This is a genomic window from Streptosporangium sp. 'caverna', from assembly GCF_003203775.1.
GTDB classification, from domain to species: domain Bacteria; phylum Actinomycetota; class Actinomycetes; order Streptosporangiales; family Streptosporangiaceae; genus Streptosporangium; species Streptosporangium subroseum.
Genome location: NZ_CP029711.1, coordinates 11,018,873 through 11,043,644, shown reverse-complemented (window position 1 = coordinate 11,043,644; position 24,772 = coordinate 11,018,873). Strand labels below are relative to the sequence as shown.

Genomic DNA, 24,772 nt, shown 5'->3' with positions numbered 1-24,772 from the left:
GCACCGCTTAGGTTAGGCGGAGGCACCGTTTAAGCGGGAAGCACCGCTCAGGCGGGAAGCACCGCGCCGATTCTGTCCGCGCCTTCCCTCAGCACCCCGGCGATGTCGGCCACCGCGTCCTTGTCCAGCCGGGACGGTGGCGCCGAGATGGCCAGGGAAGCGCGTACATTTCCGCTCGCACCTCGCACGGGCACCGCGACCGACCACACCTCGTCCTCGCTCTCCCCGAAGTTGGACGCGTATCCCAACTCGCGGACCCGCACCAGATGCGCCTCGAGATCACGCCGATTCGTCAGGGTCAGACCCGTCAGGGAAGCGAGCTTGGTCTGGGGTAGCAGGCGCCGGACCTCGTCCGGCTCCAGCCCGGCGAGAAGCACCTTGCCCGACGCCGTGGCGTGCGCGGGGAGGACCATCCCCGTCCGTGAGCCGACGCGCAACGATTTTGTCGTCTCGATCGACTCGACGAAGAAGATGTCAGAGCCGCGCAGGATGCTGATGTGCACCGTCTCCCCGAGCTGCCGGACCATGTCCTCCATGATCGGACGGGCGACCACGCGGAGGTCCAATCCGCCCACGAGTGACACGGCCATGCCGATCAGCTCGGGCCCGGCCGTATAAGCCTTCGATTCTGGATCTTGACTTACGAAGCCGTGATACTGCAGCATCTGCATCAATCGGTGTGCCGTCGATCGGGCGACTCCGATGTCCCGGCCGGCCTCGGCCACCCGGACGGATTTCTGCCTGCCGAAGAGTCGGAGCAGACGCAGCGCGTTGTCCACCGATCCGATGGGGTAATTCGGCACATCCTCGGATCCGGGATGCTCCATCGCGTCACCAGCCCGTTCTGTAGCCATCACCGCGCACCAGTGTCTCCAGCGTCTGGGAGAGCCGGTTCCATATGCCTCAATTCTAGCATTGCAGAACCCTATCCCACCTAGCAGAACACATAATGTCGTCGTGGTGAACCCGGCCGGCCGCCGGCCGACACCCTGATCCGGTCACACCGTCGAAGCCCACCCGACCGCTACCGGCCGGGCTTCCGGCATGCCCCTCCACGGGACCAGCGAACACCTACCCACTGTTTGCCCAACATTTGTGCCCTATTTGCCGAAGTGCCCGAAGCTTCTGGGCGAGTACTGCTCATTGTCTGCTGTGGGCCCTGCGAAGAGGACATCAACGTTGCATAAGAATTGGCGTGCGCCAATCAAATTGATAGTCGCGTCCCTGACGGCTATCCCGTTTCTCGTCGCGGTGACGCCCGCCTCGGCGGACGACCCGGTTCCGTCCACCGTGAAGATCAATGAGGTCGAGTCCAACGGCGGTACGCCCGGTGACTGGATCGAGCTCCTCAACACCGGCACCACCCCCGTTGATGTGTCCGGCTGGGTCCTCAAGGACAACGACGACACCCACGCCTTCACCATCCCGGCGGGTACCACGGTGGCCGCCGGTGCCTATCTGGCCCTCGACGTCGACCCGGCCTTCGGCCTGGGCGGCGCCGACTCCGCCCGCCTGTTCCTGCCCGACGCCACCACGCTTGTCGACACCTACAGCTGGACCGCCCACGCCGCGACGACCTACGGCCGATGCCCGGACGGTAGCGGCGCGTTTGTGACCGTCACGGCGTCGACCAAGGGCGCGGCCAACGACTGCGGCACCCCCTCCCCTGCCGTGAAGATCAATGAGGTCGAGTCCAACGGCGGCACGCCGGGTGACTGGGTCGAACTTGTCAACACCGGTGCGGCTCCCGTCGATGTGTCCGGCTGGATCGTCAAGGACAACGACGACACACATGTCTTCACGATCCCGGCGGGTACCACGGTGGCCGCCGGTGCTTTCCTGGCCCTTGACGTCGATCCGGCCTTCGGCCTGGGCGGCGCGGATTCCGCCCGCCTGTTCCTGCCGGATGCCACCACCGTCGTCGACTCCTACAGCTGGACCGCCCACGCGGCCACCACCTACGGCCGATGCCCCGACGGCTCCGGCGCATTCGTCACCACCACGACCTCGACCAAGGGTGCGGCCAACGACTGCGGCACTCCGTCATCGGTCGTGAAGATCAATGAGGTCGAGTCCAACGACGGCACGCCGGGCGACTGGATCGAGCTCCTCAACACCGGCACCACCCCCGTCGACGTGTCCGGCTGGGTCCTCAAGGACAACGACGACACCCACGCCTTCACCATCGCCGCCGGAAGCACGATGGCCGCCGGCGCCTACCTGGCCCTCGACGTCGACCCGGCCTTCGGCCTGGGCGGCGCGGACTCCGCCCGCCTGTTCCTGCCGGATGCCACCGCCCTCGCCGACTCCTACACCTGGACCGCCCACGCGGCCACCACCTACGGCCGATGCCCCGACGGCACCGGCGCGTTCGCGACCACCACAACACCGACCAAGGGCGCGGCGAACGCGTGTCCCGGTCAGGTTCCCGCCTCGCCCTGGCCGGGCGGCGCAGTGGTGGCCACCGCCGACGACGCCAACACGTTCGGCACCAACATGAGCGGCCTGGCCTACGAGGCATCCGGCGGCTCGACGCCCGGTGTGCTCTGGGCGGTGAAGAACGGTCCCGGCACGCTGTACCGCCTGGAGTGGAACGGCACCAAGTGGGCACCCGCCACGACCGACGGCTGGAACGCCGGCAAGGCGCTGCACTACCCGGACGGCACCGGCGATCTCGACTCCGAGGGCGTGACCCTGACCGGAGCCGGTCCGGCCGGCGGCGTGTTCGTCTCGACCGAACGCAACAACGGCAACAGCGGTGTCAGCCGGCCCGAGGTGCTGCGCTTCGACCCGCTTGGTACGGCGACCAGCCTCACCGCCACGAAGGAGTGGAACCTCACCGCGGACCTGCCGGCGGTGGCCGCGAACAGCGGGCTGGAGGCGATCTCCTGGATCCCCGACTCGTTCCTGACCTCGCACGGCTTCCTCGACGAGCACACCGGCGCGGCCTACAAGCCGGACACCTATCCGGGCCACGGCGACGGCCTGTTCTTCGTCGGCCTCGAAGCCAACGGCACCGTCTACGCCTACGCGCTCGACCAGAACAGCGGTGGATTCACCCGGGTCGCCACGATCACGAGCGGGTTCCCCGGCGTGATGGACCTCGAATTCGAGCCCGAGACCAACCACCTCTGGGTGGCGTGCGACGACACCTGCAACGGCCGTACCGCGACCCTCGACATCGACGCCGGCGGGAAGTTCGCCGTCACCACCGTGTACGAGCGGCCGAGCTCGATGCCCAACCTCAACAACGAGGGGTTCGCGATCGCACCGCAGTCGGAGTGCGTGGACGGCCACAAGCCCGTCTTCTGGTCCGACGACAGCAACACCGACGGGCACGCGCTGCGCAGCGGAACGCTCAACTGCACGGTGCTCGACCTCGACGCGGACGACGACGGCGTCAACGACGACGTGGACGTGACGTTCCCGCCGGGAACCTCGCAGGCGGGCAACCCGACCAACGAGACGTTCTCCGACGCGCTCGCCGGCGGTACCACGTCGGGCAGGATTCTGAACCGCAAGGGCCGCACGCTCACGGTCTCCGACGTCCGCAACCCCGCAGGCGTACGGGTGAACGCCGGTGCCGGCTCCGCCCCCGCGCAGTTCCAGCTGGCCGGTAGCGGCGCGACGATCGCGCTGGGACAGGGCTCCTACGAGCTCACCGGCTCCGCGAAGACCAGTACGGTCACGACGGTCGACGGCGAGCAGGCGGTCGTCACGGTGAACGTGAACGGCACGCCGATCACGCTGACGGTCGGCAAGGGCGCCTCGGTCACCTACACCGAGGTGTCCGCCAACGGCAAGGTCACCGGGCTGACCGGCATCCAGCGGACCGGGACCGTCGGCGTCCGCGCGGACGGCATGTCCGCGACCGCGTGCGCCGGCATCGCGATCCAGAACGTCATCGTCGCCACGACCGGCAACAACCAGATCGCCGGTACCGGCGACAACGACCTGGTCCTCGGGCGAGGCGGCAACGACACGGTCAACGGCAACGGCGGCAGCGACTGCGTCACGACGGGCAGCGGCAACGACCAGATCACCACGACCGGCGGCGACGACCGGATCGACGCGGGCGGCGGCAACAACGTGGTCCGCGTCGGCGGCGGCGCGAACACCGTGGTGACCGGCTCGGGCAACGACCAGATCACCACCGGCGACGGCGACGACACGGTCAATGCGGGCGGCGGCAACAACACGGTGACCACCGGCGGCGGCGACGACGCCGTCACGACCGTAAGCGGCAACGACGGCATCGACTGCGGTGCCGGCTCGGACACCGCGCACGCCGGTGGTGGCAACAACACCAACGTCGGCAAGCGATGCGAGACGTTCGGGAAGTGACCTCGGTCGACTGATCGGGTAGGGCCGGCCGACTTGGCCGGCCCTACTTTTTTACGCAGTCGGCTTTCTGTGGTCGGCGCACGCCGCGCCATCGCCGCTCACGGACCGACGGGGTCGACGGACGGGGGCATGCCGAACCTCGCGGGTGCCGATCGAGGATCGTGCCGGTGGTGAGTGACGTGATGCCGCCCAGGCATTCGATCACCTTCTTGTCGGGTTTCGCGACACACGCCGTAGCGCCGGGCGACGGGCCACGGGCTCGGACTACGGTCATCCGCATGACTGAACCCCCCTACCTGACCGCCACTCGGGCGTCCTACGACACCGTCGCCGTCGACTACGCGGAGCGCTACGGAAACGCGCTCACGTCGATGCCGCTGACCCGCGCGATGCTGGCCGCGTTCGCCGAACTCATACTGGCCGGAGACGGGCCGGTCGCCGATATCGGGTGCGGGCCCGGGCATGTGGGGGCGCACCTGAATGCGCTGGGGGTGCCGGTGTTCGGCATCGACCTGTCGCCCAAGATGGTCGAGGTGGCCCGGCGGAGGTATCCGAGCCTGCGGTTCCACGAGGGTTCGATGACCGCGCTGGATCTCAAGGACGGCGAGCTGGGCGGGATCGTCGCCTGGTACTCGACCCATCACGTCCCGACGGAGCAGTTGCCGGTGGTGTTCGCCGAGTTCCATCGGACGCTGGCACCGGGCGGCCACCTGCTGCTGGGGACTCATGTCGGCGATGAGAACCGGCACTTCCAGGAGGCGTACGGCCACCCGGTGTCCTTCGGTTCCTACCTGCTGCCGCCAGAGCGCATCACCGAGTTGCTCGCCGAGGCGGGGCTTGTCGTCAGCGCGCGACTGCTGGAGGAACCCGGCGAGGGGCAGAGAAGGCAGCACGTCTGCCTTCTGGCCCGCAAGCCCGAACCGTCGTGACAGGCAGGCTCATCGACGATCGGCACACACGGAAACGCTCATGATCAACGCACGTCGGACGCATGAGCCACGATCAGGAGTTGCCCCTCTGCCAGGTGTCGAACCGGGGGGCGGGCGGGTCCATCAGTTCTCTGAGCCGCTCCGCCCTCTTCACGCAGTCGGAGCAGATGTATTCCTTGACCGATCTGGCGGTGACTTCCGGTGCCGGCTCACGGAAGGCACCTGACACCGTCATGCCCAGCGGAAGATTGGTCTCGGGGTCCATCATGATCGTCATGACACTCGCAGGGGTGAAGCCGAAGGTTCGCTTGCACATGTGACATCTGCCGATTGTCGTGATCTGCTCGTCTGTCATAAAGCATCCGCCCTCCTCCATCGCACCGTACAACGTGGGCCGAGTAGGGGACCACCTCGCGCATCGGCGGCTCTGCCGCCTGTCCGCCTGCCGTCGGCCCGTCTGACCGATGGGGCGGCGGCGCGGTGCTCCGGTGGCTCATGCGCGCTCGGCGTACTCCGGCAGATGGCGGGCGACCTCGTCCGGGGAGGGCATACGGGCGATCTCCTCGGCGATCGTACGGGCCGCGTCGCGGTGGCCGGCGTGTCCGTGGTGCGGCAACAGCTCCCGGACGTGTTCGGCGACGGCGTCCGCACTCAGCTCGTCGGGGAGAAGGCACAGCCCGGCGCCCGCGGCGCTGACGGCATCGGCGTTGGCGAACTGGTCGGCCCCCTGGGGCAGGATCAGCTGCGGGGCACCGACGGCGAGCGCGCCGAGGGTCGTGCCGCTGCCGCCGTGGTGCACGACCACGTCGACATGCGGCAGCAGGTCCGCCTGCGACACCCAGGTCTGAACGGTGACGTTGTCCGGCACGTCGCCGAGCTGCTCCGGACGCACCCGGCCGGCGGCGACCACCACGCGCGCGTCCAGCGTCGCCAGCCCCTTGATGGCCGCTGCGAGCAACTCCACGGTTCCGAACGCGGTACCGAGCGTCAGGTAGATCAGCGGCCTCGAACCGCTCTGGCCGACCCACGCGGGCAGCGCGGCCGGTGCGGAGAACGGGACGGGACGCAACACGACTCGGTCTTCGGCGGCGAGGAAGCCCTGGTCCTGCAAGGAAGGCGGGCAGATGTCGACGTGCGGCCGCCCGGGAGCCTCGGCGTTCCTCGTGGGCAGCTCAAGACCGATCCCTTCGGGGATCATGCGGCCGAATCCATGCCAGAGGCCGGGAATTCCAGCACGGGCCGCGGCGATGGCGGCTCCCGGCAGCCCCCATTCATGCACGACGAGGTCGGGCTGCAACCGCGCCAGTTCCGGTTGCAGATCCTCGGCGTATATCTCGTAGAACGAGTCCGCGGGACGGAAGGGCCGCAGGCCGTTCGCCGCCAGCGGTGCGTGCACGTCCTCGCCGGCGGCGAAATGCACCTCGTGCCCGGCCTCGCGTACGGCGATCGCGAGCGGAATCAGGGGATAGGTGTGACCGACCGACGCAAGACTGGCGAACAGCACGCGCATGCCGACGAATCTACGCCCGGCAACCCGGCCCCCGGCGACGTTTCGCCCGCGACAGGTGCAAACCGACGCATCCCGCCCCTCTATCGGCACTTGGTATGGTGCCCCAGGTTGCACCGCTTGAAGAGTACGGCGGCGCTCAATAGAGAGGACCAGGCGACGATGCAGGCGTCAGAGGTCCCGCGTGCGACGGCCGCGGCCATGTCGATCGCCTCATCACTTGGCCTGACAGCCGACGACGCGATCGTTCTTCACGACTCGAACAAGCTCACTCTGCGGCTGCTGCCCTGTGACGTCCTGGCCCGGGTGGCACCTGTAGCGCATCAGGTCGCACAGTTCGAAATCGAGCTTGCTCAGCGACTCGCCGAATCCGGGTGCCCCGTGGCCGCTCTCGAGCCCCGGGTCGAGCCACGCGTCTATGGGCGTGATGGTTACGAGGTCACGCTGTGGACCTACTACGAACCCGTGACACATCGAGAGGTCTCACCGGCCGACTACGCCGATGCGCTCGAGCGGTTGCATGCCGGCATGCGCAAGCTCGATGTGCCGACGCCGCACTTCACGGATCGGGTCGAGCAGGCTCAACAGCTCGTGGCGAGCCGCGACCGTACTCCCGCGCTCGCCGACGCGGACCGGGAGCTGCTCGGCGACACGTTGCGAAGCCTGAGACGAGTGATCGGCGAGCACGGCGGCGCCGAGCAGTTGCTGCACGGCGAGCCGCACCCGGGCAACCTGCTCACCACGGAGAACGGGCTGCTGTTCATAGACCTCGAGACGTGTTGCCGTGGTCCTGTCGAGTTCGACCTCGTCCATGCGCCCGAAGAAGTCAGCGAGCACTATCCGGGTGTCGATCAAGCCCTGCTGCGCGAGTGCCGGATCCTCATGCTGGCGATGATCACAACGTGGCGCTGGGATCGAGACGACCGACTCCCGAACGGGCGCCGGCTGGGCACGGAGTGGCTCGGCCAGATCCGAGCAGCGCTCGATCGCAAGGGCTTGGACACCCATGGCTGATCACGGGCGACACTTTTCAGCCGTGGGTACGGCGGCGAAACAGCCAGCCGGCGAGAATGAACGAGCAGGTCAGCAGGCCGACGCACCAGGCGAGTGCGATCCAGCCGGTGTTGCCGATCGGGGTCCCGGTCAGCAGGCTCCGGACGGTCTCGATCACCGGGGTGATCGGCTGGTTCTCGCTCACCGCGTGCAAGAACGACGGCATGGTGTGCGTCGGCACGAAGGCGCTGCTGAGGTAGGGCAGGAACAGCATGAGGAAGCTCAGCGTGCTGGCCGACTCCACGGACTTCGCGATCACGCCGAGCCCCGCCGCCAGCCATGACAGCGCGAGCACGTAAAGCAGGAGCAGACCGGCCGCCAGCATCCAGTCGGTGACCGTCGCGTTGGGACGGAAGCCCATCGCGACGGCCGCGCCGATGACGACGGTGGTGGACAGCAGGTTCCGGACGACGCTGGCGACGACATGTCCGGTCAGAACTGCGGAGCTACGGATGGGCAACGAGCGCAGCCGGTCGATCATGCCGCTGGTCATGTCGTCCGCGACGGACATCGCGGTGGACGCGGCGCCGTAGCCGGTGCACAGCAGGATGATGCCGGGCACCACGTAGTTGATGTACTGGGTGCCGGTGTCGATGGCCCCGCCGAAGACGTAGACGAACAGCGTCATCATCAGCAGCGGCAGGACGATCGACATGATCAGCGTGTCGACGTTGCGGCGGCCGAGCCGGATGCTGCGGCCGATCATGGTCAGGGAGTCGCCCACTGCGTTGCGGGCGCCGCCGTGCACAGCGATGGTGGTCATGGTCGTGGTCCTTTCGAAAAGCCGGGTCAGACCCGGACCGGGGTCAGGTCGGTGGTGGTCAGGGACAGGAACACGTCGTCCAGCGTCGGCCGGTGCGACGACACCTTGACCACCGGCACGCCCGCGATCCGCAGGTCGTCCAGCACCCGGTGCAGGTGCTCCGCGCTGCCGTCGGACGGGATGCCCAGCACGAGCGGGTCGGTGCCGCGCGGCGCGTCGAACAGCGTGGCGGCATGGGCCACGTCGGTCTCCACCGCGAACCGCAGGTCGAGCCGGTCCCCGCCCACCTGGGACTTCAGCTCGTCGGTCGTGCCGGACGCGGCGACCCTGCCACCGTTGATCAGTACGATCCGGTCGGCCAGCCGATCCGCCTCCTCCAGGTACTGCGTGGTGAGGACGATCGTCGTCCCCGACGAGACCAGGTCCTTGATGGCGTCCCACATCGTCGTCCGGCTGGACGGGTCGAGGCCGGTGGTCGGCTCGTCCAGGAAGATCACCTTCGGTTGCGCGACCAGGCTCATCGCCAGGTCCAGCCGTCGGCGCATGCCACCGGAGTAGGTCTTCACCCGTCTGTTCATGGCGTCCACCAGGTCGAACCGTTCCAAGAGGTCCGTGGCGCGGCGGCGGGCGGCGGGTCTGCCCAGGTGCATCAGGCTGCCGATCATGACCAGGTTCTCCCAGCCGGTCTGCTGGTCGTCCAGCGCGACGGACTGGCCGGTCAGGCTGATCACGCCGCGCACCTTGGTCGCCTCGCGCACGACGTCGTACCCGGCGATCCGCACGCTGCCGAGGTCAGGGCGTAACAGCGTGGTCAGGATGCGGATGGTGGTGGTCTTCCCGGCGCCGTTCGGGCCCAGCAGCGCGAAGACCGTGCCCTCCGCGACGTTCAGGTCCACTCCCTCCAGGACCTTGGTGGATCCGAAAGCCTTGTGCAGGCCGGTGGCCTCGACGATCATTCGAGCTCCTCGGGTGCGATGGCATAATTGCGTATGTCCTACGCCTAAAAGCGTAGCCCATACGCATCGGCGCGCGGAAGGGTGTTCCTAGACTGTGTTCGTGTTCGTGATGAGAGGGACCGGATGACCGACGAGACCGAACTGCCCGCCGAGGTGACCCTGCTCTGGGGGTTGCGCGAGACGGTGCGGCGGGGGCGCAAACCGTCCCTCACGGTCGCCGACATCACGCGGGCCGCGATCGAGGTGGCGGACGCGGAAGGGCTGGCCGCGGTGTCGATGGCCAGGGTCGCCGCCCAGCTCGGCAACTCCACGATGGCGCTGTACCGCTACGTGAAAAGCAAGGACGAGCTGCTCCTGCTGATGTCGGACGCGGCTCTGGACGGACCGCCGGATCTGCCGGACGGCGTGGACTGGCGGACCGGGCTGACGCTGTGGGCGCGGGGCGTGCTGCAGGTGCTGCGACGGCACTCGTGGTCCGCGCAGATCCCGATCAGCGGTCCGCCGATGGGGCCCAACAACCTCTGGTGGTTCGACCGTGCGCTGCACGCGTTGGGCGACACCGGTCTCACCGAGGAGGACAAGGTCGGCGTCGTGATGGGGCTGCTGACCTTCGTGCACGGCGAGCTCCGGCTGAGCATCGACCTGGCCAAGGGCTACGCGGAGAACCCCGACGCCTTCGGCCGCCAGTACGGCATGGCACTCGCGCAGGTGGTGGACGCGCAGCGGTTTCCCGCGCTGAGCAAGGTGGTCGTCGCCGGCGTCTTCGAGGGCGAGATCCCCTACGACGAGGAGGCCGAGGGGGAGTTCGTGCTGGGCCTGTACCTGGACGGCGTGGCCGCGTTCATCGAGCGCAGGACCGCAAGGCAGGGGTGATCCCGAAGCCACTCGGATCTCTCGGCGGCCTCTGTCTCAGCGAGCGACGGGAAGGGCGGATTCCTTCCCTGAGATCGTCCACCTGACCTACGTCTCCCTACGGCCCTCGGCCGGTGCACCTCTCTTCCCTGAGCTCTTCCCTGAGCCGGAGTGCCCCGCCGGAGGCTGGATTGACAGGCAAGTGACGACTTGCCTATCCTCACCCACATGGGCGATGTCTTCAAGGCCCTCGCCGACCCAACCCGGCGAACCATCCTTGACGAGCTGACCGAGCGCGACGGCCAGACCCTGTTCGAGATCTGTGTCCGCCTGACGAGTCGACATCAGCTGAGCCTGACCCGGCAGGCCGTATCCCAGCATCTGGCGGTGCTGGAGGAGGCCGGGCTGATCACGACGCGCAAGCAGGGGCGGTACAAGTTCCACCACCTCGACACCACCCCCCTGACCGCCATCTTCGAGCGGTGGCCGGTCACCAGGAAAGGACAGGCACCGTGAAGATCTATGTCACCAGCGTGTTCGTGGACGACCAGCAGAAGGCCCTCGACTTCTACACCGAGGTGCTCGGCTTCACCATGAAGCACGACATCCCCCTGGGCGAGGCCCGGTGGCTGACGGTCGTCTCACCGGAGGACCCCAAGGGCACGGAGCTGCTGCTGGAGCCGGACGGGCACCCCGCGGTCAAGCCGTACAAGGAGGCGCTGGTCGCCGACGGCATTCCGGCCGCCTCGTTCCAGGTCACGGACGTGCAGGCGGAGCACGAGCGGCTGCGCGGGCTGGGGGTGACGTTCACCCAGGAGCCGATGGAGGCAGGGCCGGTGACCATGGCGGTCTTCGACGACACCTGCGGGAACCTGATCCAGATCGTGACCCTGGCCTCGTAGTCCTTTGTCATCCTCGGGCGAGGTCGCCGGAGAATCGCTCGCGGTCGGACGGTGGCGTGGCTCACGGTCGGCGGGTGCGTAGCGGCGGGGTGCGGTGCCGCGGGCGGCCTGAGCCCCGCCGCCGTTCGGGACCGGCGCCCACCGAGGTTGCCGTACGGCTCCCGTCGTGGTCTCGGCTTTCAGCTGTGGATTCTGGTCACGGCCGTTGATCGGTACGCTGCCCGCGTGACTGGGGACAGGGACAGGGATCCGATCGAAGCAGGCATCGATGATCAGGGCTGGGGCGCCACGCGTACCTGGGTGGAGAAGGGCCTGCCCGAGGGGGACCGAGTCGAGCATGTCGAGCGGTTGCGCGGCGGGTGGACGTCGGAGATGCGGCGTCTACGCATCACCGGGCCGCGCGGCGAACGCTCACTTGTCCTGCGGTCCTTCGTCAAGCCGTTCTTCCGGCAGCACGCCGAAGGGCTGCTCACTCGCGAGGCGGACATCCTGACCCTGCTCCAGGGTACGGATGTGCTGGCGGCCACGCTCCACGCCGTCGACGCGACCGCTCAGCACTGCGACCACCCCTCCTTGCTGATGTCCCTGCTCCCCGGCAGCGTGCGGCTGGATGAGGACGGAGCCGAACAGCGCGCCGACCTCCTGGCTCGGCAGCTGGTGCTCATCCACCAGGTGCGGGTGACCGAGCAGACCCGCCCGCGCTCCTACCAGGCGTGGACCTCACCCGAGCGCGTTCGCATCCCTGAGGTCACCCACCGGCCCGGGCTGTGGCAGCGTGCCGTGGACGTCATTCGCCGCGATCCTCCGGACTACCGCGCCTGCTTCCTGCATCGGGACTTCCACCCCGGCAACGTGCTCTTCGCCGAAGACGGCGACGACCTACGGATCAGCGGCATCGTCGACTGGGTGGAGACCTCCTGGGGGCCGGCGGACTTGGACGTGGCCCACTGCTCCACGGCACTGGCATTCCTCCACGGCGCCCCTGCCGGGATGCTCTTCGCCGATCGGTACGTCGCCGCGGGCGGCCGGCTGACCGCCGATTCCGCCGCCCACCTGTACTGGCGGATATTGGACGCCCTGGCCTTCGCGCCGGATGCCGAAAAGGTCGCCGGCCCCTGGCACGAGCTCGGACGTATCGATCTGACGTCCACGCTGCTCACCTCCCGGTTGGAGGACTACCTCCAGGAGCTCTTCAACCGCTACGGCTGACGTCACCGAACTGCACCCGACCGGAGGGCAGCCTTCATCCGCCGCACGCTCCAGCTCGACGGCGACCGGCAGCTCCACGAGACCCATCGCCGGCCCGACTGGGGTCGACGCCGGAAGCCCGGCTGACGTTCATGGTCAGCGCACTCCGTTGAGCTGCGACTCCCCACTGCCGATCGACCACGCCCTGACCGGCCGCTGACGACGCGACCTGTGTTTCCTCGCACCCGTGGCCTTTTGCGCGCCCCCGCAGCTTGGAGAAAATCTCGGTTGATCATCTTGTGAACGGTTCGCCCGCAGGCGCCGCCAGGTGGGCGCTACGATCAGCCCTTTCGCGCGGAAGGGCGGCATACGGTGCGGAGATACCGTCTGGGGCGATTAGCGGCAGTCGTCAACATGGTGGCCGTGGTGGTCGCGGTCATCGTCAGCCTGGTCCGGGATTCCCTTGATCCGGCCTGGACCGTGGTCCAGTGGTATCCACCCTCCCTCCTCGCCAACGAGACCTCGCTGCTCGCGGTGCTGGGTGGGCTGCTACTGGTCGGCGCGGTCAACTCGTGGATGTTCTGGCAGGTGCTCCAGGGGCCGGCCGATGCCGCGCCGTTGCCGCGACGCGCGCTGTGGCTGCGTCGCCTGCTCTACGTCTACGTCGGCTGGCTACTGATCCCGGTGCCGCTCCCGGACGAGGTGGGGACCGCGTTCGACGTGGTGCTGTGGGTGCCCATCGTCATCCTCTTCGCGCAGGTGCTGACCCGCTCAGGACAGACCTTCCGCCTGATCCTGGTCACCACCGCTCTGCTGAGCACGGTGCTTCCACCGGTACTCGAAGCCGGGTCCCCGGACAGCTACGCCGACTGGGGCTCACCCGCGCTTTCCACTGTGAGTCTGGCACTCGTGGCGGCGGGGCTGGCCTGGTTTCTGATGATCCTCATCGCCCAGCGACGCGACGGCCGCTGGAGGAGGACCACGATGGTCCTGGGAGCGTGCCAGCTGGTGCCCCTCCCCGTCACCGTCGTCCTGAACCAGCTCGTCGACTTTCCGGAGAGCGTGGTCCTGTCCGACCTCCTGGATGTGCTGGCCGTCTTCCAGCTGGTCTGGCTCGCCCGGACGGCCCACGAGCTCAACCGCCCCGGCACCGCACCGGATCCCGAGCCCCTGCGCTCACCCCGATCGCTCCTCGCGCTGACGGTCCTGGCCCCGATGGCGGTCATCGCCCCCGAGGCCAAGCCCCACATGACCTCCACCTGGCTCGATGCCGACTGTTCGTCGATCCCCCTGTTCGCCGACACCCCTCCGCAGGATCGCCGGCGCGTCTACCTGTGCCTGGCCGGAGACGGGGGGCTCTACGAAAACATACGGTTCTCGAGCAGAGGCGGGAGCCCGGTCACGGACCAGCAGCTCCTGGGCAAGGGCTGGAAGAGCTGCGCGGCAGGCGACGGCAAGGTGAGAGCCGAGGCGCTGGTCTACCTGTGCCCGGAAACCGTCGCACGTGACCATCCCGACCTCCTGCTCACGGCGGCTCAGCTCAAGCAGCGAGCCGCCGAGGAGCGAGCCCGGCGACGACAGGAGGTGGCGGACGAGGCCGCTCAGTACGTGAGCGGCTGCCGCGATCCCTGGCCCGCGCTACGGACCTCCCGCCAGGTCACAGCCGTCCATCTGCCCACCGACTGGGACGGCTACCACATCTTCGACGGACGCGCGGCGAGCCTGGAGACGCTCGACGCCGAGAACATCGAATCCGACAGCCCGCTCGTGGCTCACGGGGGTGCCGCCAGGGTCGGCACGACGCTGGAGTACGGCGCCACCTGCGTCACCGTGAAGGTCCTGCGTACGGCCCCGCCGATCCGTCGCAAGGGCTGGGACGACGTGGTCGACGCGGATCTGGTTCTCGGCTCGGGACGGGTGCACCTCAAGGGCAGGGGCATCAAGGTCGCGGTCGCCCTTCCGAAGGCGGGGAAATACCGGGTTCGCCTGCACACCCGAACGTTGGACGAGGGAGTGGGAGAAGACCTTGTGGTGGTGTTTCCCACTCCCTAGTGCGCTGCCCCTGAACGTTGGCCGGGCTGGATTACGCTGCTCGTGGTCTGGTCTGCCCAGCTCGGGTAAGCCTGCGACTCATGGGCAGGCACGACATGGCCGGGGTGATCGGAGTTGCCGATCAAACCGCCTGCAGGACCGCCAAGCCGGTCGTCCCAGCCCTCTTCGAGCTCAGCAGCGTAATAATCGGATTCGACAGTCTGCAGGACGAGGACGGCGTGCGCGATCGCGATGGCGCGATGAGGGCGACAACGGAGCTGGACCAGTACCTTCCAGGTTTTCACGGTCGCGACAGCGCGTTCGCCCATCGCGCGGATGCGGGCATGAGCGCGGTTGACGGACCGTTGACGGTGGGACGGGAACCAACCCAAACTGCAACCCGCGCAAGGTTCGAGCTACGCGCCGCGCATGCTCCGCCCGTCTGATCACCCCCTCTGCCTCGACCCACCGCGAAGCGGCAGCAGGCCGGCGACGGAGGGGCAAGCCCGTTTTCGTGTGTCCGTTCGCCGGTCGCCGTTCCTCGGTCATGGGATGCCAACGGTCACAGACGGGCTTGAGCCGGAGGGCCGGCCCGCTGAGCTTGGGCCGTAGCAGGCGGACGATCAAGATCCTCTTCGCCACCTACGACTCCGCGGACTTGCGCCGGTGATCACCCCGGAGTCGAGCGCCCCGCCGGAGTCATGGGGAGATCAGCGAAAGACCCGTCAAAAGCCGTCGTCTTGGCCGGGCTCGTCGCCGAGGTCCACGCCCTCGGCGTCGCCCTCGGTGTCGCCCTCGACGCGCTCGGGCTTCTTGGGCGCGCAGCTGTTGCAGCCGCCGAACCGGGAGCTGTCCACGGGGTGGAAGGGGGTCTTCTTGATGCCCTTCAGTGCGTCGAGCATGGTGGCCTTCCAGATCCGCCCAGAGATGTCGGCTCCGAAGACCGTGGAGTAGCCCTGGCCGCCAATGGTCACCCCCCTGAGCGGGTGATCGATCGGGCCGCGAGGGTCGCCGAGGCTGACCGCGCTGGCGAGGTCGGGGGTGAACCCGCCGAACCAGGCAGTGTAGGAGTTGTCGGCGGTTCCGGTCTTGCCGGCCGCGGGGCGGCCGATGCCTCCGACGTGGCTCATCGTGCCCCGGGTGAAGACCCCCGACATGATGTCCGTCGCGGCGTCGGCGACGCCCTCGTCGATGGCCTGGCGGCATTTGGGCCCGTAGGTGGTGGTCTTGCCCTCGCGGTCAGTGATCGAGGTGACGACCATCGGCGCGCAGTACTTGCCCCGCGCCGCGATGGCCGCGTAGGCGGTGGCCACCGTGACCGGGTCCATCTCGTTGACGCCGAGCGTGAAGCTTTCGACCTCCTGCAGCGGCAGGCCGTCCGAACGCTTGATGCCCAGCGCCTTGGCCGTCGTGACCACGTCGCACAGGCCGACGCGCTGCTCCAGCGTCATGAAGAACGTGTTGACCGACTGCTCGGTGCCGGTGCGCAGGGTCAGGAAACCGGCGTCGCCCTCGTCGTTGGTGACGGTGTGGGTGGGATCTCCGCGGGTGCCGCCCTTGCAGTCCTTGAACGACGAGTACCCGGGCGCCCGGTAGCCGCCGGGGGCGTTGAACCCGTCGTTGATCTTGTAGCCCTTATCCAGGGCGGTAAGCAGTGTGAACACCTTGAATGTCGAGCCGGCCTGGAAACCGGTGGCGCCGCCGTGGGCACTGTCGGCGACGAAGTTGAGAGAGGTCTGCTTCTTGCGCTTGTTGTCCCCGAACTTCCTGCTCGTCGCGAGTGCCTTGATCTCTCCGGTGCCCGGTTCGACCAGGGCCTGGGAGGCGACCGGGTAGTCGGTGGGGTACACCTTCGCCCTGATCGCCTTTTCCGCGGCCTTCTGCATCGTCGGGTTGATCGTCGTCTTGATGGTGATGCCGGCGTTGTCGAGGTACTTCTCGCGGGCGTCCCGCGTCTTGCCGAACGCCTTAAAGGCCGGGTTTGTGAGGATGTCGTTGCGCACGTACGTGCAGAAGAACGGGTAAGGGCTCGTGCCACACCCGCCACTGAGCACCTTGGTGCTCTTGTAACCCAGCGGCTTGGCCTTGGCCTCGGCGGCCTGTGCGGGCGTGATCTTCTTCAGCTCCAGCATCCGGCCGATCACCACGTTGCGCCTGGCCAGCAGTCGCTCCCTGGCTTTCTTGCCCGCGCTGGGAGAGGTCGCGTTGGGGTCCTGGACGGTCCCGGCCAGGGTCGCTGCCTGGGCGAGGTCGAGGTCGGAGGCCGAGACGCCGAAGAACCGCTTGGCCGCTGCCTCGATACCGTTGGCCCCGGCACCGAAGTAGGCGATGTTGAGGTACTTCGCGAGGATCTCGTCCTTGGAGTACTTCTGCTCCATGCCCATCGCGTACCGCAGCTCGTTGAGCTTGCGCGCGTAGTTGGACTCCACCGCCTTGGCCTTCTCCTTGTCGGTGTCGGCGGCGTTGTACAGCACCTGCTTGACGTACTGCTGGGTGATGCTGGAGCCGCCCTGGCTCACCCCGCCGGCCTGCAGGTTCTTGGCCAGCGCGCGGATCGTGCCCTCGATGTCGATCGGCCCATGCTGGTAGAACCGGTAGTCCTCGATCGAGATGATCGCGTCCCGCATAACTTTGGAGACCTTGTCCAGCGGCACGATCACACGGTATGTGTCGTAGAACTGCGCGATCTGCTTGCCATTCGCGTCGAGCACGGTCGACTTCTGGGCAAGCGGAGGTTCTTCCAGACCCTTGGCTTTGAGATCAAATTCATCGGTGAGGGCCACCACGCCGAGCCCGATGCCGCCGACCGCCGGTAGCCAGATGCCCGCCACCAGTACGCCCGCCGCGACAGCGATCACGAGGAGAAGAGCGACGCCTTTGCCCAGTCCCGTCCGATTTAACCCCCGATTTGGCATGCGCCAAGATTATTACGAAAGCACGAAATGCTTTGAACGCTCGTATGAGCAAGTGTCCGCTTCCACGCGATGAGCCGGCCGCTCTGGAGATCGTTTCCGCTGTTCACGACGGGTACGGCCTGGCTCTGGTGTCGGTCTGGTCCGAGTTGGTCCTGTGGACCGATGGCCGGGTGTTTCGCTGGTGGACGGGCCAGGAGTCCGGGCGTGCTCGACGGCGGTGGTATGCCTTCTGCCCTGTGGATGATGCGGTGACGGCCGCGCGTCGGGTGGCCGATCGCTGCGTCGAGCTTCAGAAGAAGCATCCCCTGCCGGTTCCGATGGCAGGGGATCTCGGGCGTATCCCCCGGTGTCTGGTCATCGAGTGGTGAGGACGTGCGCCCACGGCTCATCGATGTCGGCCAGACCCAGCACGGCGACCACGTTGTCGAGTATTCCGGCGCCGAACCAGCGCCGCACGGCGTCATCGTCGCCCAGCAGCTGCCGCACGGTGTCAACCTGCTTGGCGTAGCACCGACGCACGGCCTGCCCTACCGGCGGCTCGCCGGCGGCACAGTTCGCGTGCATGAGAAAACGCAGGATGGTCCGGTCCGCGACGAGCGCGGCGTAGGCGCCGCGCGCCGCATCCAACGCCGCCTCGGACGCCGGCCCGGCCCCACCCGACGCCGGCGAGCACGCCAGTGGGTTTGAGCAGTCCACATGATCGAGTTCGACGGCCCTTTATCGCGTCAGCGTGGTTTATAGTCCTTAACGCGTGAGTTAAAGGTCGAAGGCGGGTTCGTGGAGCTTCGGGACATCGAGATCTTCCTGGTTTTGGCCGAGGAGCTGCACTTCAGCCGTACCGCCGAGCGCCTGCATGTGTCGGCGGCCCGGGTCAGCCAGGCAATCAAGAAGCAGGAACGCGCGATCGGCGGTGTCCTGTTCGTGCGCGACACCCGTAACGTCCGGTTGACCCCGCTCGGCGAGCGCCTGCACCGCGACCTCAGGGCCGGGTATCAGCTGATCGAGGACGGCATCGAGGGCGCCAAGGCGGGGGCCCGTGACGCGGAGGCCGGCCTCACGATCGGTGCCATAGGTCCGCAGGCCCACGACCTCCTTCCGGTGACCACCGCGTTCAGGGCGCGCCATGCCGAATGCAGGCTGACGTTTCGCGAGGTGGGCTACTTCGAACCGCTGGCACCGTTACGGGCCGGCGAGGTCGACCTGCAGACCTACTGGTTCCATCCAGACGACGAGGGTCTGCGGGAAATGATCGCGAGTGAGCCGGGCCTGACCTTCGGCCCGATCGTGATCACCGAGCCGAAGGTTCTGATGACCGCGGCCACACATCCGCTCGCGCAGCGCGTCTCCGTGTCGATGGAGGAGCTCGGCGACTATGCGCTGGTGGGTTTCGAGGGTCTCGATTCGGTTCCCGACTATTGGGTGCGGATGCACTCTCCGTCCCACACGCCTGGCGGCCGTCCCATCCCGCGCGGTCCCGCGTTCGGCAACTGGGAGGAGACCATGGCGATGGTCGCCGCCGACCGAAGCGTGTGCCTGGTCTCAGCTGAAGCTATCCGCTACTACCCGAGCCGCCCCGGCATCAGCTTCGTGCCGCTTCACGATGCGCCGCGCGGCCGGTGGGGCCTGGTCTGGCGCACTGACCGTGAGACCCCGATGGCCCGCGCCTACGTCCAGGTGGCCCAGGACATCGGCCCCCGCCACTTCGACCTGAACTGACACATCACCCCTTTGTGAACCCCAGCGTTAAGAGACGTTGCGGGATTCGCCGTTTTTCTCCGCGCGCCAATTCGCGATATTTAAACGCGGTCGTATCAGCGCCATGTCGGTGCTGTCAGCGGCCGCGTCAGCACGGCAACAACCCAGGGTCAGAGCGGTCGGCGATGGTGGATGCCAAGAACGGTTCAGCGATTGCGGCCTCAAGGCTGGGTGCGATCTCCCCGGGTGCCCCGACCTGAGCAATCCGGATACCCGGGCACCACCGGGACCGCGTTTCACCATCCGACCGTTCGATTGAACGTCAGAACAGATTCGAAGGAGCACACCACCATGTCCGTCGCCCTTACCGATCAGGACAAGCTCACCTTGCGGACCGCCGCCTACGGCGCCGTCACGCTGATGGCCGCCGCCGATGCCTCCGGCAAGCCCCACAAGGCCGCCACCGACGGCTCCATCGCCCTGGCTTCGGCCACCGGGCTGGTCGGGCACGTGCTCGCCGAGTATCCCAAGGACATGAAGCTGGACAGCAAGTCCGTCGCCGCGATCGCCGACCAGGTGCTGCCGGACCTGACGGCGGCCATGAGCCTGCTCAAGGGCCAGGATCCGGCAGAGGCCGACAACTTCCGCCGCACCGTCATCGTCGCCGTCGAAGCAGCCGCCCGCACCCACCAGGGCCAGCCCAGCCCCACCGTGGCGGACATGACCCGAAAGATCACCGAGGCCCTCGACGCCGCTTGACGGAAGGTCGGTCTGCGCAGCCACCGCTTGTCACGGGGTCCTCTCCGGCCCCCGTGTCACGGGGGCGTGGCTGGTCAGGGAAGGGCCGAGCCCCGCCGGGGCGGCCAAGTCGGCTCGCTCACCCTGGCCGGGCTGGTCGACCCGGCTCATCACCGCCGATGAGGACGTCGAGCTGCTCATCTTGCCCGGGGCCGAGCACCGATTCATCGGCTGTCCGCACTACGCGGCCACGGGGTCATGCCCGGCCGGCTACTACGTCAGGACGGCGACGGCCCGGTACCAGAGCGGCTGGCGATGGTGGATGCCATGAACGGTTCAGCGATTGCGCCCTCGGGGCTGCGAACCGGGCCACGCCGAGCTCATCGCCGACCCCCGTGCGTCGCTCATCGAAGTCATGAGCGCCAGGCCGGGACGGGTCTCGCAAGATCGAACACTCTAAGCAAGGAGATTCATGATGGAAAAAAGCAACGACGGCTTCTCCGAAAAGGGGCTGCTCAGACTGCGCGACGTGCTGACACGGCATGTGGAGTCCAAGAAGATTCCCGGGCTCGTCGCCCTGGTCGGCCGAGGCGACCACACACACGTCGAAGCGCTCGGCACGATGCGCCATGACGGCGGCGCGCCGATGCGCCGCGACACCATCTTCCGGATGGCCTCGACCACCAAGCCGGTCGCGGCGGCCGCGACGATGGTCCTATTGGATGAGTGCCGGCTGCGGCTGGATGACCCGGTGGATCGGTGGCTGCCCGAACTCGCCGACCGCCAGGTGCTCAAGCGGCCCGACGGCCCGCTGGAAGACACCGTGCCGGCGCGACGGCCGATCACCGTGCGAGACCTGCTGACCTCCACCTTCGGGCTCGGACTGGACACCACCGCGATGACCTCGCCGATGATGGGCGCGCTCTTCGCACAAGGGGTCTACGGCCAAGAAGACGGATGGCTGCTGCCGGGGTCGGAGCCGGATGAGTGGATGCGCCGCCTGGGCACGCTTCCGCTGATGTACCAGCCCGGAGAGCGCTGGCTGTACAACCTCGGCGACGACGTGCTCGGCGTGCTGGTGGCCCGGGTCACCGGCCAGTCGTTCGAGGCGTTCTTGCGCGAGCGCATCTTCGGCCCGCTGGGCATGACCGACACCGGTTTCCATGTGCCCGCCGACAAGATCGATCGGTTTCCGCCCCTGTATGCCCCCGATCCGCAGACCGGGGAGTTCAACGTGGCCGACGAGGTCGAGGGGGGACACCACAGCACGCCTCCGGCGTTTCCGTCAGGTGGCGGCGGGCTGGACTCGACCGTCGATGACTATCACGCCTACTTCCGGATGCTGCTGAACGGCGGGATGCACGGGACTCAGCGGATCCTGTCGCGGGCCGCCGTCGAGTTGATGACCACCAACCGTCTGACGCCCGAGCAGCAGGCCGCCCGGGAGGCCTGGGCCCGTAGCGTCGTCCATCTGTCATACGGTCAGGGTCAGCACGGCGGCTGGGGCTTCGGGATGGCGGTGCGCACCTATCGCGGCGACTACGCGCCTGTTGGCCAGTTCGGCTGGGACGGCGGAAGCGGCACCTCGACCTATGCCGACCCGGTCAACCGGCTCACCGGAATCCTGATCACCCAGGTCGGGATGTCCACTCCGGATTCGGCGCGGGTCATCCACGATTTCTGGACCACGCTCTACCAGGCGATCGACAACTGACACCAAACCCCCTTTCGGGCCGCCGTTGACTATTCTGGATCATGAGTTGCGCGCTCCCGCAGGCGCTTCCCGGCCGGATTTTCCCGTCGCCGTCGTCCCGCCCGTCAGGGGAGCGGGCCAAGGGCCGGAGGTGAAAGGTGGAATTCCCACTGGAAGAACGACCTGCGCCTCCCGCCCTTGGTCTCTCGGCATCCGCGCAGCCTCTTCGCTACCTCGGCCCTTGCTGCAACCAGAGTTCCCACCCCCATCTCCACCGGCAACATCAATCGCCGCCTTCAACCTGGGCAACACGGCCGCGGCCTGGCTAGGCCGTCCGAACTGTCATAGCACGCCAGCCGAAAGTGGCAGTGCCGGCCAGGAGCACCACCCCGGACAGCACACCGCTGACGAACGGCACCCAGGCGACGACAGCCGTCGACGCCAGCACGAGACCGGCGGCGCCGAGCAGGGTGAGAACCCCACCGGGTACGGCGATACCCCAGTCCTTCCAGACGGGCGCCAACGCGATGAAGTGCACCCCGACCACGAACGCCACCCAGGCCACGTTGGTCTGCTCAGGACGTTCCAGGGCGGCGAGCACCCGGATTCCACCGAAGAGCAGGATCACCTCGGCGGCGACGACAACCAAGTAGCCACGGCCGAACATGTTCCGCTGCGGACCCGTGGTGGACTGCTCCTTCCGGGCTGCGGCGAACCACATGGCGATAACACTCGCCGCCCCTAGACAGGCGGCCACCCGCAGGAAATTCACGGTCACGGCGTTCAACGGGCTCTGCGCGTTGACGACGACGAAGACCGCGCCGAAAATCGCACCAACCAGTAATCCAGTCATTCGTTGCATGACCTCATTGAAATCCGCGCCGGACTCCGTCTGCATGGGAGCTAGGGCTAGGACGAGGTCGGCCTGGCACTACCTCGCCGCGCCGCGCAAATAGGCGAGCACCGCCAGCACCCGCCGGTTGTCGTCCTGAGTCGCGGGTAGCTCGAGCTTGACGAACACGCTGGCCACGTGCTTACCGACGGCCGCCTCCGTGATCGACAGCGCTCGGGCGACAGCGCTGTTGGAGCGCCCTTCGGCGATCAGACCGAGCACCTCGCGCTCGCGCGGGGTCAGCCGGTGCGTCGGCTCAGTAACCTCCCTGGCCCTGGCCCAGGTCTGCTCGAACAGGTCGATGAGGGTAGTGATCAGACTCTGCTGCCTGATCACCAGGGCGCCCGGCGAGTAGGCGACAGGAGTGATCCGGACGAACGCCACTGCGCGATCGAAGACGAGCAGCTGCTGGATCGGCTCGGCGACGACCCGGTGTAAGTTACCGACGGCATGCAGCTCCCTGACCCGGGCCGCCTTACGAGGGTCGTCTAGCACGCTCGCGTGAACGATCGTGCGCATCGCCATGCCGCGCCGCAGGGCGTCGAGCACACTGCGCCTGCTCTTCTGCTCCTGGCGGCCCTTCTCCGGCGAGCCCACCGGATGCATGGCGCGCAACTCGCTCGCCGAGTGGGTAGCCTGCGCGATCTGCTGCCGGACGAGCTCGCTGTCCTCCAGCCGCTCGACGTCGACAGGGATTCCGCGTAGCTCACCGACCACCTCTTCCAGTCGATGAGCGAGCTGGGCCAACGACACGCTCTCGTCCACACGTCTCCTTCGCCGGCCGCGCCACCCCTCACACCTTACGCAGACCCGACTGGCAGATTCTGACCGGTGCGATTCGCTGACTCATCCCCTCTACCGCCGACCCGTCCTCAGAGGATCTGGAACGGCATGACGCGGCGCTGAACTGCAACTGGAACTGCGACTGGGAACCGAAGGCCATGGCCGCCCCGCAGAAGCCTCACTGTCAGCCTCCCGCCATCTCCTTGGCGTGCTCCTTGTCGGACCCTCCCTCGTCCACGAGCGTGCAGGGCAGCACGGAACTGCCCGCCTTGGCCAGCCAGGTCCCCAGGCTCCAGCCAACCCGCGGATCGTTACCGAGCCTGAACTCCAGCACCAGGGTCTCTCCGGGCCTCATGAAGTTCGGGGAGATCCTGAACGTGTCCTTGGCGATGGGGCGGGTGACGTCCCTGGACCGCCAGTGCTCCGGCCGGTTGAACTCCTTACGTTGCTCCGCGGTCATGTCCTTGGGGTTGGGCGAGCCGTAGGCATAGTCCGCGCTGGTGAACCGGCCAGGCGCGCACTGCTTGTCTCGTGGGCTGTAGGTGACGTCGGCCTCAATGCCCTGGGCGTTCAGCGCGGCCTGCAAGCCTTCGGGATCCTGCAGCTCGTTGATCGTCACGATCAGCGTGCCGTCAGGGTTCTTCGTGACCGCGTATGCGGCCGTTCCCCCGCCCAGCACAAGCGGAACCGCGACGGCGACCGCCGCCACGGCTGCCGTCGTGACAAGGCGCGTACGGGTCACGATCCCTCGTGGCCTGCGGGCAGGCTCCCGTGCCGCCCGCTCGGCCATCTCGGTTTTGAGTTCCATTAACAGTCTCTCTTCGAAGTTCATCGGAGTCCTTCCATGACGGCGGGAGGGACCACGCCGGGAGCGTGGCGTAATGATTGACGGGCACGGTGCAGGCGGACCCTGGCGGTCCCCTGCCTGATCCCGAGCGCGACGGCCGCTTCTCCTACAGTGAGCTGGTCGACGACGACCAGCTCCAGGACGGCCCGCTCGCTCTCGGGCAGCATGGCCATGGCGGCGAGCGCCCGCCGGGCGGGCCTCTCCGCGTCCAGGCGTTCCTCAAGGCGTGACAGGTCGTCGGCGTCGAGGAGTCTGCGTCCGCTGATCCGTCCAGCCAGCCGGAGCTCGCGTGCGGCTCGCTGCCGTTCGGCGGAGAGCGTGTTGCGTGCGACGCCGTACAGCCAGCCGATCTCACTGCCCAGGTCGGGGCGATAGGTATGCGCCGAGTCGAGCACCGCGATGAAGACCTCGGCGACCAGATCGGCGACGGTGTGGGGGTCATCGACCCTGCGGGCCAGGAATCGCGTGACGGCTTCTATGTGGCGCTGGTAGAAGGCTTCGAAAGCCGCGGGGTCGGTGGAGATCTCCACCGACCCCGTTCGTCTGAGGCGCACCGGCCGTGTTCCCTTCGTTGTCCTCCCGAGCTACACCTCTACTTGAAAGAAGCCAGACGAAGCGTTACATGGGCTGACATAAGCAGGCCAAGCTGACAGGTTATAAACCTGAGCCTGCGAAAGAGGGCCT

At 67.6% G+C, this 24,772-nt stretch carries 22 protein-coding genes and 1 pseudogene; 11 read left to right on the top strand and 12 right to left on the bottom strand.

Going from position 1 to position 24,772, the window contains the following annotated elements:
- Positions 1-47: 47 nt before the first annotated feature.
- Positions 48-803, bottom strand: coding sequence for an IclR family transcriptional regulator (locus DKM19_RS47865; protein WP_162642318.1), 756 nt, complete (start codon positions 801-803; stop codon positions 48-50).
- A gap of 487 nt (positions 804-1,290) precedes the next feature.
- On the opposite strand from DKM19_RS47865, the gene DKM19_RS51440 reads away from it, so the two are divergent.
- Entirely contained in the window at positions 1,291-4,344 is a 3,054-nt protein-coding gene (locus DKM19_RS51440; RefSeq protein WP_204358565.1) for a lamin tail domain-containing protein, read from the top strand.
- 278 nt (positions 4,345-4,622) lie between these two features.
- Positions 4,623-5,273 carry a class I SAM-dependent methyltransferase gene (locus DKM19_RS47850; protein ID WP_110705179.1) on the top strand — a complete coding sequence of 217 codons (651 nt, stop codon included), beginning with the start codon at positions 4,623-4,625 and terminating at the stop codon, positions 5,271-5,273.
- A gap of 73 nt (positions 5,274-5,346) precedes the next feature.
- On the opposite strand, the gene DKM19_RS47845 is transcribed toward DKM19_RS47850, so the two are convergent.
- Together DKM19_RS47845 and DKM19_RS47840 are read right to left on the bottom strand one after the other, a co-directional pair.
- Positions 5,347-5,589 carry a hypothetical protein gene (locus DKM19_RS47845; RefSeq protein WP_110705178.1) on the bottom strand — a complete coding sequence of 81 codons (243 nt, stop codon included), beginning with the start codon at positions 5,587-5,589 and terminating at the stop codon, positions 5,347-5,349.
- A gap of 177 nt (positions 5,590-5,766) precedes the next feature.
- On the bottom strand, positions 5,767-6,783 hold the full coding sequence (locus DKM19_RS47840) for a glycosyltransferase (protein WP_110705177.1): 1,017 nt from the start codon (positions 6,781-6,783) through the stop codon (positions 5,767-5,769).
- A 159-nt stretch (positions 6,784-6,942) separates the two neighbouring features.
- Here DKM19_RS47840 and DKM19_RS47835 point away from each other — a divergent pair, with 159 nt between their 5' ends.
- Positions 6,943-7,794, top strand: coding sequence for a phosphotransferase enzyme family protein (locus DKM19_RS47835; protein ID WP_110705176.1), 852 nt, complete (start codon positions 6,943-6,945; stop codon positions 7,792-7,794).
- Between the two features lie 16 nt (positions 7,795-7,810).
- Here DKM19_RS47835 and DKM19_RS47830 read toward each other — a convergent pair whose 3' ends face one another.
- Positions 7,811-8,596: an ABC transporter permease gene (locus DKM19_RS47830; protein WP_110705175.1), complete on the bottom strand. Its 786-nt coding sequence runs from the start codon at positions 8,594-8,596 to the stop codon at positions 7,811-7,813.
- Between the two features lie 26 nt (positions 8,597-8,622).
- Positions 8,623-9,552, bottom strand: coding sequence for an ATP-binding cassette domain-containing protein (locus DKM19_RS47825; protein ID WP_110705174.1), 930 nt, complete (start codon positions 9,550-9,552; stop codon positions 8,623-8,625).
- Between the two features lie 123 nt (positions 9,553-9,675).
- Here DKM19_RS47825 and DKM19_RS47820 point away from each other — a divergent pair, with 123 nt between their 5' ends.
- From DKM19_RS47820 to DKM19_RS47800, 5 genes are all read left to right on the top strand, one after another.
- Positions 9,676-10,425, top strand: coding sequence for a TetR/AcrR family transcriptional regulator (locus tag DKM19_RS47820; protein WP_110705173.1), 750 nt, complete (start codon positions 9,676-9,678; stop codon positions 10,423-10,425).
- A 207-nt stretch (positions 10,426-10,632) separates the two neighbouring features.
- On the top strand, positions 10,633-10,920 hold the full coding sequence (locus DKM19_RS47815) for a helix-turn-helix transcriptional regulator (protein ID WP_110705172.1): 288 nt from the start codon (positions 10,633-10,635) through the stop codon (positions 10,918-10,920).
- Positions 10,917-11,306, top strand: a complete 390-nt coding sequence (locus DKM19_RS47810) for a VOC family protein (RefSeq protein WP_110705171.1) — start codon at positions 10,917-10,919, stop codon at positions 11,304-11,306. The genes DKM19_RS47815 and DKM19_RS47810 overlap by 4 nt, the downstream gene beginning before the upstream one ends.
- Positions 11,307-11,531: 225 nt before the next feature.
- A complete protein-coding gene (locus tag DKM19_RS47805) occupies positions 11,532-12,515 on the top strand; it encodes a phosphotransferase family protein (RefSeq protein WP_204358564.1) in 984 nt (327 codons plus the stop codon).
- Positions 12,516-12,866: 351 nt separating this feature from the next.
- Positions 12,867-14,546: a hypothetical protein gene (locus DKM19_RS47800; protein ID WP_162642316.1), complete on the top strand. Its 1,680-nt coding sequence runs from the start codon at positions 12,867-12,869 to the stop codon at positions 14,544-14,546.
- Between the two features lie 176 nt (positions 14,547-14,722).
- Here DKM19_RS47800 and DKM19_RS47795 read toward each other — a convergent pair.
- From DKM19_RS47795 to DKM19_RS47780, 3 genes and pseudogenes are all read right to left on the bottom strand, one after another.
- Positions 14,723-14,902: pseudogene (locus DKM19_RS47795) on the bottom strand (transposase family protein); the annotation flags it as partial.
- A gap of 348 nt (positions 14,903-15,250) precedes the next feature.
- A complete protein-coding gene (locus tag DKM19_RS47790) occupies positions 15,251-17,383 on the bottom strand; it encodes a transglycosylase domain-containing protein (protein ID WP_369987600.1) in 2,133 nt (710 codons plus the stop codon).
- Between the two features lie 411 nt (positions 17,384-17,794).
- On the bottom strand, positions 17,795-18,067 hold the full coding sequence (locus tag DKM19_RS47780; protein WP_204358563.1) for a hypothetical protein: 273 nt from the start codon (positions 18,065-18,067) through the stop codon (positions 17,795-17,797).
- A 150-nt stretch (positions 18,068-18,217) separates the two neighbouring features.
- Here DKM19_RS47780 and DKM19_RS47775 point away from each other — a divergent pair, with 150 nt between their 5' ends.
- From DKM19_RS47775 to DKM19_RS47765, 3 genes are all read left to right on the top strand, one after another.
- Positions 18,218-19,156 carry a LysR family transcriptional regulator gene (locus tag DKM19_RS47775; protein WP_110705166.1) on the top strand — a complete coding sequence of 313 codons (939 nt, stop codon included), beginning with the start codon at positions 18,218-18,220 and terminating at the stop codon, positions 19,154-19,156.
- Positions 19,157-19,486: 330 nt separating this feature from the next.
- Positions 19,487-19,894, top strand: coding sequence for a hypothetical protein (locus tag DKM19_RS47770; RefSeq protein ID WP_110700390.1), 408 nt, complete (start codon positions 19,487-19,489; stop codon positions 19,892-19,894).
- A 451-nt stretch (positions 19,895-20,345) separates the two neighbouring features.
- Positions 20,346-21,587 carry a serine hydrolase gene (locus tag DKM19_RS47765; RefSeq protein WP_110705165.1) on the top strand — a complete coding sequence of 414 codons (1,242 nt, stop codon included), beginning with the start codon at positions 20,346-20,348 and terminating at the stop codon, positions 21,585-21,587.
- Between the two features lie 304 nt (positions 21,588-21,891).
- Here the strand turns inward: DKM19_RS47765 and DKM19_RS47760 are convergent, their stop codons facing one another.
- The 4 genes from DKM19_RS47760 to DKM19_RS47745 form a co-directional block, all read right to left on the bottom strand.
- Positions 21,892-22,419, bottom strand: coding sequence for a hypothetical protein (locus DKM19_RS47760; RefSeq protein WP_204358562.1), 528 nt, complete (start codon positions 22,417-22,419; stop codon positions 21,892-21,894).
- A gap of 78 nt (positions 22,420-22,497) precedes the next feature.
- The gene (locus DKM19_RS47755) at positions 22,498-23,223 is read right to left on the bottom strand and encodes a helix-turn-helix transcriptional regulator (RefSeq protein WP_239513989.1); all 726 of its coding nucleotides are present in this window, start codon (positions 23,221-23,223) and stop codon (positions 22,498-22,500) included.
- Positions 23,224-23,425: 202 nt separating this feature from the next.
- Positions 23,426-24,049 (bottom strand): hypothetical protein, encoded by a 624-nt coding sequence (locus DKM19_RS47750; protein ID WP_110705163.1) that lies wholly within the window; start codon positions 24,047-24,049, stop codon positions 23,426-23,428.
- A gap of 20 nt (positions 24,050-24,069) precedes the next feature.
- Positions 24,070-24,642: an RNA polymerase sigma factor gene (locus DKM19_RS47745; protein ID WP_239513988.1), complete on the bottom strand. Its 573-nt coding sequence runs from the start codon at positions 24,640-24,642 to the stop codon at positions 24,070-24,072.
- Positions 24,643-24,772: the final 130 nt, after the last annotated feature.

Coding starts and splice junctions, on each gene's coding strand:
- DKM19_RS47850 (WP_110705179.1), top strand. CDS start 4,623: ATGACTGAACCCCCCTACCTGACCGCCACTCGGGCGTCCTACGACACC.
- DKM19_RS47845 (WP_110705178.1), bottom strand. CDS start 5,589: ATGTGCAAGCGAACCTTCGGCTTCACCCCTGCGAGTGTCATGACGATC.
- DKM19_RS47840 (WP_110705177.1), bottom strand. CDS start 6,783: ATGCGCGTGCTGTTCGCCAGTCTTGCGTCGGTCGGTCACACCTATCCC.
- DKM19_RS47835 (WP_110705176.1), top strand. CDS start 6,943: ATGCAGGCGTCAGAGGTCCCGCGTGCGACGGCCGCGGCCATGTCGATC.
- DKM19_RS47830 (WP_110705175.1), bottom strand. CDS start 8,596: ATGACCACCATCGCTGTGCACGGCGGCGCCCGCAACGCAGTGGGCGAC.
- DKM19_RS47825 (WP_110705174.1), bottom strand. CDS start 9,552: ATGATCGTCGAGGCCACCGGCCTGCACAAGGCTTTCGGATCCACCAAG.
- DKM19_RS47820 (WP_110705173.1), top strand. CDS start 9,676: ATGACCGACGAGACCGAACTGCCCGCCGAGGTGACCCTGCTCTGGGGG.
- DKM19_RS47815 (WP_110705172.1), top strand. CDS start 10,633: ATGGGCGATGTCTTCAAGGCCCTCGCCGACCCAACCCGGCGAACCATC.
- DKM19_RS47770 (WP_110700390.1), top strand. CDS start 19,487: ATGTCCGTCGCCCTTACCGATCAGGACAAGCTCACCTTGCGGACCGCC.
- DKM19_RS47765 (WP_110705165.1), top strand. CDS start 20,346: ATGATGGAAAAAAGCAACGACGGCTTCTCCGAAAAGGGGCTGCTCAGA.
- DKM19_RS47760 (WP_204358562.1), bottom strand. CDS start 22,419: ATGACTGGATTACTGGTTGGTGCGATTTTCGGCGCGGTCTTCGTCGTC.
- DKM19_RS47750 (WP_110705163.1), bottom strand. CDS start 24,049: ATGGAACTCAAAACCGAGATGGCCGAGCGGGCGGCACGGGAGCCTGCC.